This is a genomic window from Armatimonadota bacterium, assembly GCA_013314775.1.
Lineage (GTDB): Bacteria > Armatimonadota > Zipacnadia > Zipacnadales > JABUFB01 > JABUFB01.
Genome location: JABUFB010000008.1, coordinates 673408 through 686367 on the forward strand (window position 1 = coordinate 673408; position 12960 = coordinate 686367).

The window sequence follows — 12960 nt, forward strand, 5'->3', positions numbered from 1 at the left end:
CCGGACTGTGGGCCAAACAGACCAGGCTCTGCGGGAGGAATATCGCGTAGCGGGCCGGGGAGCGACTACCCCCCGAAGGCCGGCTCCAGCCGATAGATTGCCGTTGACCAGCGCGGCAGGTTTTCGCTGAACTCGATGCCTTCTTCGAGGATGACCTTGCCGGTGACCGCGTCCGTAACCCGCGCGGGCCACGGCAGGCTGAAAGTTCGCTCTCCGGCGGATGCCGTGTGGATGCCGAAGAACCCGCCGCCCGCGTAGAAGGCGGAGCCGTCGGTCCAGGGATGGGTCCACAGGTGGCAGCCCGCCTTGCGCGCCGCCCAGGAGATGAGCTGCGCCGGGATGGCCCCGGTGCCGCAGTACACGCTGGTCCAGCCGGCCTGCTCGCCGAAGGCGGCCGCGGGTTCCCCAGTGTCCTGCCAGACCGCCAGGAGATGCTCCTGGTCGCATTCGGGCGAGAACCGCGGCGCCATGCTCTTCTCCGGGCCCCAGGAGCCGCCGGGCTGTATCCCCGGAATCTGCCTCGCATACCCTTGCCAGCGGGCTGCCATGGAGCCCCCGCCTGCACTCATCTGGAATTGCAGCCCGGTGAGGTCACGCATATGATCGACGCTTAGCCCTCGGTTGCTGCTGAACCCGGGGGCGTATGCGAATACTGCAACCTTGCCGGGGCGGTGCAGGATGTGCGCCAGTTCCTCGCGTCGCGACTCGGTCATGCACCAGGTGTTCAGGAGCACGTAACACTTGTAGTCCCGCACTCCAGGCCGGAAAAGGTCGTCCAGCAGGAGCACATCGAAGGGTGCGCCGATGCGGTGCAATTCCCGAAACTGCTCATTGCACAGGGGCAGGTGGAGGGCGTCTGTACCGGTCTTCCAGTCGGCCATTCCGTAGTAGTTGGTCGGGTCCAGCACTACCGCGATCTCCGCATAGCCCTGCCGCTCGTCTTCGAGCGCGCGTTCCGCGAGGTCGCGCATTTCGCGAGCAGTGTCCAGGAGCGCTGGATCGTTGAACCACCCGGCATACATATCGAACCACCACATACCGACCCGCGCTGTGAGCACGTTCAGGGCCTCCCGGCGCATGATCGCAACGGTCTGCTCCGGGCCGTCAACATGGTTGAACCCGTCATCCCCGGCGAGATACGTGCGGTCGTCGCCCTCGTCGATGAACAGCTTACCACGCAGCTTGATACTCTCGGGATACGCCCGGAATGCCCCGTCTTCGCCCAGAGCCCGGTGCGAATAGCTGTGAGGAGTGGCAAAGAAATCCACGACTGGGCTGTCGAAGGCCAGACTTGCGGCGAGGTGTCCGCCTTCTTGGGGCCAGCCGATGTCGGTCAGGTAGCCGTAGAAGACTCCCGTGAGCCCGCGGTTGTCCGTGGTCTGTTTCGCGATGGTGCAGAAATGATTGATGGCGCTGACGGTGGTTTCATGCAATGCGCGCCAGTAGTCGGAGACGAACCGGGAGACCGACAGGTCCTTGAACACGCCCAGGTCCGCGGAGAAACGCTCCTCCTGGGTCGGACACTGGATCTCCTCGAAAGACGCAAGCTGCGTGCGCCAGGCGATGTTCAGTTCCTGCAGATCTCCCGCGTAGTGCTCCCTCGCCCATTCGATGAAAGCCCGGCGCATGGGGGGGCTGTTATCGGGCAGGTGCCCGGGGCTCCAAAGGTGCCATTCCCCGTAGATACCTGTCGCGATGTGGTAGCCGATGACGCGGTCACCGTAGGGGGATTGCTGGATGTGGCGTATAAGACGACGCAGGGCCTCCCCCGCTTCGTTGCGCCACTTCTCAGAGGCGAAAGACTGGTGCTTCGTGCCGCCCCAGCCGTCGTCCACCCAGCCGGTCCAGTCGGCGCAGGTGATCAGCTCCCCGGTGAACCGGTCGCACCACCACGAAGGGGCGCTGATGTCCACCCTCGGCACCACGTACCCCTCTGGCGCGCCGCGCAGGACGCCGATGATCTGGCGATCCACCGCATCGTAGTCGTAGGCATCCGGCCCAATCCAGCCCATGCCGATGCTTACGCTGAACAGCCGGTAGCCGGCATCGGCCATCTGCCTGTATTCTGCGGAAATAGGCGTTCTTCCCTGCAGGTAGAACATCGTCGGCACGGGCTGATCGTCGAGGAACAGCCCCGGAGCCCCACGGTAATCGGCAACTCTCGCGGCCGGGGCCGGTGGAACCGTATCCCGCTGCGCGACTTCGATCTCACGCGCGATAGTGTCCGAGCCGTCCTCGAACCTGCAGCGGCTCAATACCAGGCGCACTTCAGCTTTACCCCCCGGCGCGTAGCGCGTCACCGGAAGGCTGAGCGGGCCGATGGTAACGACCTGTCCGGCTTTCCAGACGCCCACAGGCACCTCAAACTGCGGCAGTTCGCCCAGCGTGAGGCCTTCTTGATCGACGATGGCTGAAATATTGACCGGGTCGCGCGGCTCCTCCAGCATTTGAACCCGGGCGCTGACGGCCAGCATCTCGCCGGCGCGAATTGCCCCGGGGATACTCGCCTCCAGCAGCTTGAGCCGGGTGCGCGGGCCGGTGTAATCCAGGGGCAGCGGCCCCCAGACGCCCGCAGGCGGCTTCGCGATGGTAGAGCAGTTCTCCCAGGAGCTATCGTCGAAGTCGACACTGGTCCAGCCCGGGATCTCTCGGTGATGGAACCGCGTCCGCTCGTCGCTGACCACCTGCTGCCGGGTTCCATCCGCGTACAGGATGTCCAGTTGTGCAAGCCAACCGCCCGGATATGCCGCGTTGTTGCACACAGCCGCGAGCACATTGCGTCCCTGGTGCAGGCGTTCCGTGAGATCTGTCCGGTCGGTGCGGTTGAAACCGAAGCCCCCGCGCCGCAGCTCTTCCCCATTGAGGTAGAGGGTGTAGCCGTCGTCGCCGCTGCCCTGGAGAATGGCGGAGTCCACTTCGCCGCGCACATCGAAGGCCAGACGGAAGAACCCCGTGCCCCCGTGCATGTTCTCGCTGCCCCAGACCCAGTAGGCGTTCCAGGCAGTGCCCGGATCGCCGTGAGATTGCTGGGCCCATGCGGGACCGGCCGCGAATGCGAGGGCGAGGAGTGCGTTGCGCACGGATACGTAGACGCCTTGTCTGGCGGTCATGTCAGTGGCTCCAGTGATCCTTTTCTGACTGAACCTGTGCAGTCTGTGGTGCTCCGTCCGAGTTACCCCGGCGCGAAACGCTCGAAAGTCACGTTGTCCAGGTAGAATGTGCCGGCCGTCTGGCCGGAGCCCACGAAGTATACGCTGTCGCAGACGTAGAACCAGTCCGTCGCGTTGCGTAGATCGGCGAAAGTCCGTGCCTCCTGCCCCTGCGGGGCGATAGTCAGCGAATACGCGGGGCCCCGCGTGCCCAGTTCGAAGTCCACCGTGTACCGGGCCCACTGCCCGGGCTCCAGGCGCGTGAGTTCCTTCCCGCCCACCGTCACCCGCCCGTCCCCGTATACGAACACCTGCGGCCCCGGTCCTTTACCCTCGTAACGCACCTCCATCAGGCAGGTCGCCCCCGCATCCACCCGCAGGTCATACGTCAGCCGCGCGCGGCCTTTGCGGAAAGGCGCCACGGATCGGTGCAGGAAGGGCCAGAAGCTGGAGTCCTCGGTGTCCACGAAACGCAGACAGCGGGTCCCTCCGGCGGAAGTCTCGGCGGTGACATCCAGCTTCGTATCGCCGCGCACTTCCGGCACCCAGGGCCGGGGCGGAGAAGCGCCGGGCTGCAGTGCCTCGAAGTCGTCGCTGAAGATCACGCCCCCGCGCTCATTCTCGGGGTGGAACGGGCTGGCGCTTGTAACGGGCCCCGGCGGCAACAGGTCGACCCGGCTGTCCGGGGGCAGGTCGAGAACGGCCGCAGCATGGGTCTGCAGAGCGCCCAGCGTGACAGTCAGGATGCCGTTCTCGTGAGATGCCTTCGCCCCTGTAAGTGCCGGAACGCCCCGCACCGAGCCAGGAGCATCCGCGACCTTCACCCGCACCCGCACATTGCGCAGGGAGGGGTTCCAGTCGGTGTACTCCCGGGTATCGATGTCTCTGAGCATCCCGCGCACCCGTGCGCTCAGATCACACACATGCAGGACCTGCCGGTCGCCCTTGCGCCGCAAAGTGCACAGGACCGCGGCGTTCCCGGCGCCCTGGACCTCGTACGAGGGTCCCACCCCCAGGAGACCCAGCGCGGACGCCAGCAGGCCGTCATCCGGGTACCCCAGGTCGCCCACTGCGAGGTATGCCACCTTGCCCGCGCCCACGTCTCGAGACACCAGGCAGGGCCGCCCGTCCTCAAAGGCAGCAAGAGTCGCGGCGCCACCAAGCTCAACCGCAGCGCTCGAAGCGCCGTAGAATACCCGATCGCCGATTTCCACTGCGCACGGATTGCGCTCGAGTTCCCCACGCGACTGAAGTCCCAGGAACCGCAGCCCCTGTGCCTCATGTGCCGCAAGCCCATCGCCCGCAACCAGGACGATTCCGCCGGATTCGGCGAAGGCATTCAGATGCGCCAGCGTCTCAGTCGCGAGTGCCCTGCCGCAGGGGATCACGACTACCCGGTAGGGCACCCCGTTCGTGCGCAGCGTCACCTCATTCACAAGGTCCACGAACCACCGGTGTTCCTGAAGGCTCCGGGCGACATTCACCGGGGTCTCGGTCCGGGACAGGTTCCCCGCCCACGTGGTCTCGCTGTCCAGCACCGCGATATGAGCTAGCGAATGCGATGGCCCGGCGACATCCGTGCGTTCTCGGGCGAAATCCGCCATCTGCCGTGTCACCGCGACGGCGTGGGCGGTGATCGGGCCGCCGCCGAAGGTCCAGGCGAACCAGTTGCCCCCGTGGGCGAGAGTCAGCGCGCCCTCCTGGAAAGTGCTCTGAAGCGAGTACTCCCCCGAGAACGCGCGGGCGTCCGGGTTCTGGTAGCTCATGATGTCCCAGGGCGTCCGGGACTGCCCGCCCCAGCGCAGGCAGGTGCGGGCCACCTGCCCGACGTTCCAGGCATCCCCGCTGAGGGTGTCGGCGAACTCGGGCACCGGATCGGGCTCCCAGGCCCACGACCAGTTGCTGGTGTACATCGCCTTCGGGCTGGCCTCGTGGATCGCCTCGGCCACCAGCCGCCGGTACTCCTGATAGCGCCGGTAATGCCAGGCAGTCCACTTCTGCCAGTCCGGGGACGACTGCTCGCGAGGGACTTCCAGCCCTGTCTCGCGCTTCCATTCCCGGATGCATCGTTCGCACCAGCACGGGCGTGTGAGAATGTAGTCGCCGTCGAACCAGAAGCCGTCGGGGTCGTACTTGCGGATGATCTCCTGGATCTGGGGGATGAACCGCTCGTACAGGTAGCCGTCCTTCTCGACGGTCGGGCGCTGGCACACGATGGGTTCGGCGTTGAGCGAAGGCTTGCCGTCCGCGCCGATCTGCGACCACTCCGGGTGCTGCGCGATGTCCAGCGGGCGGCGGTCCACGGACATGTAAATGCACAGCTTCAGACCAAGGCGGTCAGCCACGGTCCTGAAGGTCCCCAGCACGTCGTAACCGTTTGCCGCCGGGTTGTTCAGGCCCACTTCGGTGGGATACGTGGCCTCGCGGTTGCTCTGGGCCGAGACCTGGATCATAGTCACCGGGACGGTCCGCAGCATCTTGGTGATCTCGTCCACATCCTGGCCCTGAGCAAGAAGCGCGGAGTGGTTGTCGAAGTGGATGTTCACCAGGGAATTGCGATACCAATCATTGCGGTCGGCGGAAGCCGTAGCGGCGAACAATAGCAGTATCAGGGCGCAGGCAAGCAGAGATGGCAGGGTGGGCACGGAAGTGACCTCCCGAAATAGACTGGAGCCGGTTCGAACGAACCTATTCCCCCGCACCTTGCAGGTCTCCTGCGAGCGCTGCTCGAAACCTTGTGACATCCCAGGCATCGCGTCTTGCCACACGGAGGCTCCCCATGATCATCGGCCACTACCAGTGCATCTGCCGCCCCGGAGACTTCGACGCAAATCTTGCAACCGTGCTCAAGGGTCTGGAGATGGCTGAAGAGCGGGGCATCGAGATCATCTCCTTCCCCGAGACCTTCCTGGGCGGGTACTTCACCCGCGAGGAGGACTGCCGTCGCAACGCATGGTCTCTGGACGCGCCGCAGATGCGTGAACTCCTGAAGCAGACGGCAAGCTTCCCCTCCACCTACATGGTGGGCTTCAATGAGACCCGCGGAGACGATCTCTACAACACCGTGGTGGTTGTGGAACGCGGGCAACTGCTGGGGACCTATTCCAAGGCTTTCCCGGTCATGTCTTACTTCGTGCCCGGTCGGGCAACACCCGTCTTTGAGCGCAGGGGCCTGAAGTTCGGGGTTATCATCTGTGCTGACGGCGGTTATCCTGAACCCACCCGGGTGCTGGTGATGAAGGGGGCGCGGGTCATCTTCGCCCCCCACTACAATTACATCGGCAAGGAGCGGCTGATCGATCATTACATCCACGTCCGCCACGACCACATCGCCCGGGCGGTGGAAAACGGTGTATTTTTCGTGCGCGGCAACAATGTAGAGGACGGGCACCAGGAGAGTCTGGGATACGAGGGCGTCGGCTACGGTGACAGCTACATCCTCGACCCCAACGGGCAGATCATGGCCGCCGCGAACCTGCATGCGGAGGCCATGATCTGGGCAGAGATTGACCTGGAACGCCAGTATTACAGCGCCCCGAACAAGTCCGCGCGATCCGCCGCGGCCTTCTGGGGCCAGGTGCGGGAACTGGTGGAGGGAGAGGGCGAGGGGACCTAACCCGCCTCTACCGCGCTCCGGACCTTTTCGAGCACATTCGCCGCATCCTGACCGGGAACGACCAGGTACAGCGGGTGCGTCCAGACCTCCAGCGTGAGCGCGTCTCCCTCCCGCGTCAGCGCGACATCCGCGCCCATCATATCGAAAGCCCTCACATCCCCCGGCAGCGACAGTCTCAGTTCCGCCGGCGTCAGCAATGCCCCGCGGGCCCAGAGCGCCAGTACCGCATCCTGTCCACGCTGGAAGGCGTGGACGCGCCAGCGATCAAGCTCCACCGAACCCGCCGGCGCGGCCCCCGAAAGCATGTGCGCCGCCGCCGCGTATGATGCGTAGATCGGTTTGGGCGAGCCATCATACTCAAGCTGCACCCAGTGGTTGTGCAGCAGCCAGTGGAACATGCGGGGGCTGCCGATCTCCTGCCAGGCGTGGTAGTAATAGAACGCCTCGGCGCCCAGGCTCTTTGTCTCGATGATATGCTTGGCAACGGTCTCCGTGGCCGCCCGTGCCTGATCGCGCCGGTCCATCCAGGCATAGTATGAAGGGCAATGCGTGCCGCCTTCTGTCATCCAGATCGGCAGGTGCGCGCCGCCCGCGGCATTCATCTTGTCGCGAATATGCCGGTACCAGCTTTTCACCTGTCCCATTGAAATGGCGTCGGGCTCCACGTAGTGGTGGTAAGACACCGCGTCCATGTAGTTCACGGCGCCCGTGGCCAGGACGCGGTCAGTGAACTCAGGCTTCGGCGGCCAGAAGCAGCCACCGATAATGACGCAGTCCGGGTCCGCGCGTTTGGCCTGGGTATAGACCACCTGCAGCAGCTTGCCGTATTCCTCGGGCGTCCCGGCCCAAAAACCCCGCCCCCAGGGCTCGTTCCAGGCTTCCCAGTGCCTGATGCGGTCTTTGTAGTGATCTACCACGCGGAAGACGTACTCCCCAAACTCGTCCCAGTCCCGGGGCGGCCAGGCGGTCCTGTCCACAGGTTCGCCACCCGGGTCTCTCCCTGCCCAGGGAGCGGTGCGACTGAAGACCCCCAGTATCCGCAGACCCCTGTCCCGCAGGGCGTTCACCTCCTCGTCGAACCACTGGAACCTGCCCTTCTCGGGCTCGGCCAGGAACCACTGGGCATAGCTGCCCATATCGTGCAGCCGCCACGCACCCGCGCCTCCTTTCGCGAGGACCGAGGGCGCGTGGTGCTCCCCCATCGCGCCGACGGACCCGTGGGAGCCGAAGAAAGGGTCTGGCGCCCCATTTGGGCGCTGGAGCACGCACAGTTGGGCCTCGTCCAACAGGCGCCCGGCACCGTCGCGGATCGCGAGGCTCACGAATCCAGGCTGCTCGAAGGCCAGGGTGACCGGCAAGCGCTTTCCTGTGACAGGCAGGCTGAGCTCTTGAAGCGGCTTGCCGGCGATGTCCGACGCCGTCAGTTCCAGCGGCGCGATAGTCCCGGCCTCGTCAGCCGCAACCTGCACAGCGAACTCCATCTTCTCGCCAACATACGGAAAGCGGAGCCCCCTTGGCAGGTCGAATCCGGCCTCCGCCGGCGCTGCTGGAGACCAGTCAGTGAGTTCGCCCTCCTCCAGCTGCACCCGATCTGCGTGAAAATCGCCCCCGGTTGTGCGCGCAAGGCTCAGGTAGTACCGGGCGTTCTGCTTCGGAGTGGCGGTAAAACTGAACTGATGACGGGTCCAGTCCGGCGTCAGGGAGAACTCTTTCCCGTGAGCGTCCGGGCCACCCACTTCGCGCACGCTCAGAGACACACGGGTACCTTCCTGGGGCGCCTTGAGGTACGCCGAGAACGTGTACTGCTGATTGGGTTTCAGCGCCACTGGCCGGCCTTCCAGCATGTATGGGCTCTTGTTCAGCCAGTGCGCGCAGTGTCCGCCGTCCACACCACCGGGCTCGATCGCTACCATTTCCGGCATGGTCCAGCCCTGCATGCCCGTCTCGAAGCTGCTGTTTTGGACCAGGTTGCCCTTCACCACAGGCGGCCGCACGGCACCGGCAGCGAGGGTGTGCCGGCCCGTCATCAGCGAGATATCATCGATCCAGAGTGTGCCGGCGCTCTGAAAGTTGACGAAGATGCCGACCGAAACCCCGTCAGCGTCGGATTCAGCGGTTACCCACACCGGCGTCCAGTCAGATGTCACCAGTGCTGTGGTGCCGAGGTACGAATGGTAAGGGGGGGCAATGTCGCGGATCATCAAACGGACAGGCCCCGCGAGCCCCTCCTGTCGCATCCAGGCGCGGAGGGTGTAAGTTTGTCCTTTGCGCACCGAAGCAATTGGCAGGAAGGCCTGAGCAGCCCCGCCGCGAAAGGCCGGGCAGGCAAGCCTGAGGGACGCCTGACCCGAGCGCGCCAGGCGGTTGTCCCAATTCAGCGAGGCGGCCAGTTCACCGTACGAATTCATCTGCCAGCCGTCGGGGGGCCTTCCCGCGGCGCCCAGCTCCATTCCCGGGTTCGCGGCAAGTTCCGGCATCTCGTTCCCCTGCGCAGCGAGGATGGAAGGAAGGCAAAGAACAACCGGGAGCCACAGCCAGTTGGTCTGTAAGCGCATGGAAGCCTCCATGGAGTCGGGAAAGATGGTGCTTCTTTCCACTCTGGCTCCCAACGCACCTGCCGGCGTGCCCTCCGGATCGGTCGGCGCAGACGAAACCTCCCGCCCTTTGCAGAGGCGGGAGGGACTGATCACGGATCAGGACCGTCGGACGAAGCCTCAGCCCAGTGTCTGCCGCCGGCGGCGCAGGACCATGGCCAGTGCGGTAAGGCCGCCGCCAAACAGCGCCATGGTTCCGGGTTCGGGAACATCGGCTTGGCTCTCAGGAGCGGGATCGAGCTCCAATACGGTCACTGCGCGGTGCTGGAGCCCGGCGTAGGTCCCTCCCCAGGTCATGGCGTGGCTGTCGTAGTTCCAGGTGTCATACAGGATCACCTGATTCGTATCCCGATTGTAACCGTACCCGAGCATGGTGTGATTTGTGACATGTATGAGAACGGGACGCCCCGCATCGATCTCGGCCATGTATTGCGCGAAAGTGAAGCCCGTGCCCGGGTACAGCGTGTCAATGCGCTGGTTGTACACCTGGTACTTGCCGTCGCGATATGCCACGCTGTAGCCGCGCGATTCGGCAAAAAGCCTGAGGCCGTGCCCGGCTTCAGTCTGGGGAAGGCCGAATGAAGCTGGGGGGATATAGTCATACAGGGGCTGCCCGGTGTCCAGCGACCAGTAGACCGTGGACCCGTCGCGATTGAAGTCAATCCCGCCCCCGTTGTAGTCCCACTTCCACTGGTTGGTGCCCAGAAAATCGGCGGTGCACCCTGACCAGCTGTGCTCAACTCCGCCTGAAACCCAGGGATCGGGTCCCACACTGTCATACGCCTTCCAGTAGTCGGTGACATGATCCTGTGTGGCGATGAGCGACAGCTCCGCAGCCGTGTCGATCCGGCCAGTGATCTCCCCCGAAAGCATGTTTGAATAGCCGGTATTGTCGTAGTAGCCGAAGAGCATCCCTGCCGATGTTGCTGTGCAGCCGTAGTACCACATCGCGGCAGGCACACCCGTGAGGGTCTTCGCGCTCATGAGCACTTCGGGACTTGCAGCCGACACGGAATCCAGCCCGGGCATGAGTTCGGGTGGGGGACTGGCGATCACTGTCAGAACTGGGTCCAGCGATGTGGCGTCGGCAACGTGAGGGAGAATCAGGACAGCCGCGATGAAGAGTGTGAACCTCAGCCCGGTTGTGTGCATTCTGGGGAGCTCCCGAGATTGTCGCCCTACTGCACAGAAGGATAGCTATCTGATATCTTGAAGTCAATCTGATGTTTCCTATGGAATAATGATATGTTTATGTTTTTTCCTTCTATAAATTGTCATTCGCATCACACGCACACTTTTCTGAATAGTCTGATGGTTTTCATGACATATTTAGACACACATCGCTCCACTGCCCGTTGCCGGGGGCGCAGCAAGCCACTACAATGGGCGTCATACCGAGACCGGAACACACGGCAGACGGTTCAGGGAGCGTGGACGTGATCGGAGTCGTCCAGGAGCAACCAGCCCCGGCGGACAGATTAGTCAGGGATCGGGCGCACTGGTGGTGGATCGTGGGGGTGTTCGCCCTGGCACTCCTGGTCCGCACCGTTCATTTCACTGTCACCTTTCACCGCGACCCCTTCCTGCGGGCGCCGGTGGTGGACGCCAGCCTGCATGATGTCTGGGCGAGACAACTCAACGGTCTCGCCACCCCAGCCTCCCCAGCTCTGCTCGACGGTCAGGCCTACTACAAGCCCCCCCTGTACCCGTATCTCCTCGCCGCGGCTTACAAGGTGGTTGGCGTGGATTACCCGTTGGTGCGTGCGCTCCAATTGCTGGCAGGCGCGGCCACCTGCGGCCTCATCGCGCTTCTGGGAATCCGCGTCGCGGGAGACCGAGTGGGCGCGATAGCGGGGGCAATGGCCGCGTTCTATGGTCCGCTGATCCACGAAGAAGGCCAGCTTCTCTCCACCGGGCTCGAAGTGCTTCTCTGCGTGCTTTTCATGCTCGCAATGCTGAAAGCCGCCGAGGTCGGGCTGACCCGCTATTGGTTCCTTGCAGGTGCCGTTCTGTCTTTGGCGACCATCGCGCGGCCTACCCTGCTTCCGGCAGGGCTCGCGGCAGCCGCGTGGCTCTGGTGGATGCGGTACCGCGCCGGGCAGTCTCAAGGTTGGCAGGCGACACTGGTATTCCTCGCTGGCTGCGCCCTGTTCGTTATCCCCGTGACCGCCCGCAATTGGTTGGTCGGCGGAGAGATCGTTCCGGTATCTGCCAACGGGGGTATCAACTTCTTCACTGGCAATCATCTGGGCGCTGACGGCTACAGCGCGATCCCTGAAGGTGCGAAGTGGGAGCGGTACCAGCAGGAGGCCCACAATGCGGGTGCGCTCAAGCCGGGGGAAGCGTCGCGTTACTGGACGGCACGGGGCTGGCAGGAGTTGCGCGCCATGTCCGCGGGGGAGATCGCGGGCCTCTATTGGCGAAAACTCACGGCACTGTTCACCTGGTGGGAGATCCGCAACAATGTGGGCTATGATTTCGCCCGGCGTTTCTCCGTGGTGCTCCTGCCGGCAAGGCTTGCTTTCGGATTGCTTTTTCCGCTTGCGGTGCTGGGCGTCATCGTCGGGAGGAAGCAAAACGCACTGGCGCCGCTGATCGTGTTCGCATCCGTGCTGCTGCTGGTGCTCCTGCCTTTCTTCGTCTGCGCGCGATTCAGGTTGCCCGCGGTTCCGTTCCTGATGATTCTCGCAGCAGTGGGGGTCGAGTGGCTCTGGTTAGACGGGGTCCAGCAGATCCGCCTCGGACACCGGCCGGCGATCCTCGCGATTGGTGTGACGGCCTTCGCGGCGGCTCTTTGCCATGCCGACCTGTCCGGGGCTCGGCAGTCGGACACGGGAGCCCGCGACTACTATCTCCAGGGCTTGGCGTTGTCCCGGCGCGGAGACTTGGCAGGCGCCATTGAGAGCCTGAAACGATCCATCGCGCTGTCTCCCGAAGACCCCGACCCGCTTTTCCATCTCGGCCTGTTGAGCGAGAGGCAAGGCCACCTCGCGGCCGCCGAAACAGCGTACCGTGCCGCCGCCGAGCTCGAGCCCACGTTCTTCGATGCCCTGAGCAACCTGGGCTCGGTGCTGATCAACCAGCGCAGGCCTTCCGAAGCCGAGGAGGTCCTGCTTCAGGCAGTGGCGGCGTTTCCCGACAGCGCCCGCGGCTGGCACAATCTGTCGATAGCCTACGCGCTGCAGGACAAGAACGCGCAGGCCCTGGATGCAGCGCGCAAGGCAGCGAAGCTGGACCCGAGCAACGTCCAACCTCTGCTTCTGCAGTCCGACGTCCTGGTAAAGGACAAGAGCCGTGCCGCAGAGGCCGAGAAGCTGGCCCGGAAGGCGCTTGCCATGGCGCCTGCGCTGCCGGGCTGCTACGTCGCCCTTGGTCGTGCACTGGCGAGACAGGGGAGATGGCAGGAGGCGGCGAAGGTCCTGTCACAGGCTCCGGCAACGCCGGACGTGGTGTACCTGTTGGGGACTGCACTGGAGATGACCGGCCGTCCCGAGGACGCCCGGGCCGCCTACACGCGATTGGTTGACGCAGCCGGCGAAACCACCGCCGGGAAGCTTGCGGCGAAGCGGCTTGAGGCGCTGGGGGATTGAGCCGCGCGCAG

General features: G+C 64.4%; 6 protein-coding genes. 2 read left to right on the top strand and 4 right to left on the bottom strand.

Annotated features, from left to right (window positions below; translation table 11 throughout):
- Nucleotides 1-65 precede the first annotated feature (65 nt).
- Complete coding sequence (locus HPY44_09805; GenBank protein ID NSW56299.1) at nucleotides 66-3110, bottom strand: hypothetical protein; 3045 nt, start codon at nucleotides 3108-3110, stop codon at nucleotides 66-68.
- Nucleotides 3111-3172: 62 nt separating this feature from the next.
- Nucleotides 3173-5794, bottom strand: a complete 2622-nt coding sequence (locus HPY44_09810; GenBank protein NSW56300.1) for an alpha-L-fucosidase — start codon at nucleotides 5792-5794, stop codon at nucleotides 3173-3175.
- A gap of 134 nt (nucleotides 5795-5928) precedes the next feature.
- Between HPY44_09810 and HPY44_09815 the strand changes: the two genes are divergently transcribed.
- On the top strand, nucleotides 5929-6765 hold the full coding sequence (locus HPY44_09815; GenBank protein NSW56301.1) for a carbon-nitrogen hydrolase family protein: 837 nt from the start codon (nucleotides 5929-5931) through the stop codon (nucleotides 6763-6765).
- On the opposite strand, the gene HPY44_09820 is transcribed toward HPY44_09815, so the two are convergent.
- Both HPY44_09820 and HPY44_09825 read right to left on the bottom strand, forming a co-directional pair.
- A complete protein-coding gene (locus HPY44_09820) occupies nucleotides 6762-9320 on the bottom strand; it encodes a carbohydrate binding domain-containing protein (GenBank protein NSW56302.1) in 2559 nt (852 codons plus the stop codon). The genes HPY44_09815 and HPY44_09820 overlap by 4 nt on opposite strands.
- 159 nt (nucleotides 9321-9479) lie before the next feature.
- Complete coding sequence (locus HPY44_09825) at nucleotides 9480-10511, bottom strand: PEP-CTERM sorting domain-containing protein (protein ID NSW56303.1); 1032 nt, start codon at nucleotides 10509-10511, stop codon at nucleotides 9480-9482.
- A gap of 284 nt (nucleotides 10512-10795) precedes the next feature.
- Between HPY44_09825 and HPY44_09830 the strand changes: the two genes are divergently transcribed.
- Complete coding sequence (locus HPY44_09830) at nucleotides 10796-12949, top strand: tetratricopeptide repeat protein (protein ID NSW56304.1); 2154 nt, start codon at nucleotides 10796-10798, stop codon at nucleotides 12947-12949.
- Nucleotides 12950-12960 lie beyond the last annotated feature (11 nt).

Excerpts from the sequence above, each read along its gene's own strand:
- HPY44_09805 (NSW56299.1), bottom strand. The coding sequence starts at position 3,110 with ATGACCGCCAGACAAGGCGTCTACGTATCCGTGCGCAACGCACTCCTC.
- HPY44_09815 (NSW56301.1), top strand. The coding sequence starts at position 5,929 with ATGATCATCGGCCACTACCAGTGCATCTGCCGCCCCGGAGACTTCGAC.
- HPY44_09820 (NSW56302.1), bottom strand. The coding sequence starts at position 9,320 with ATGCGCTTACAGACCAACTGGCTGTGGCTCCCGGTTGTTCTTTGCCTT.
- HPY44_09825 (NSW56303.1), bottom strand. The coding sequence starts at position 10,511 with ATGCACACAACCGGGCTGAGGTTCACACTCTTCATCGCGGCTGTCCTG.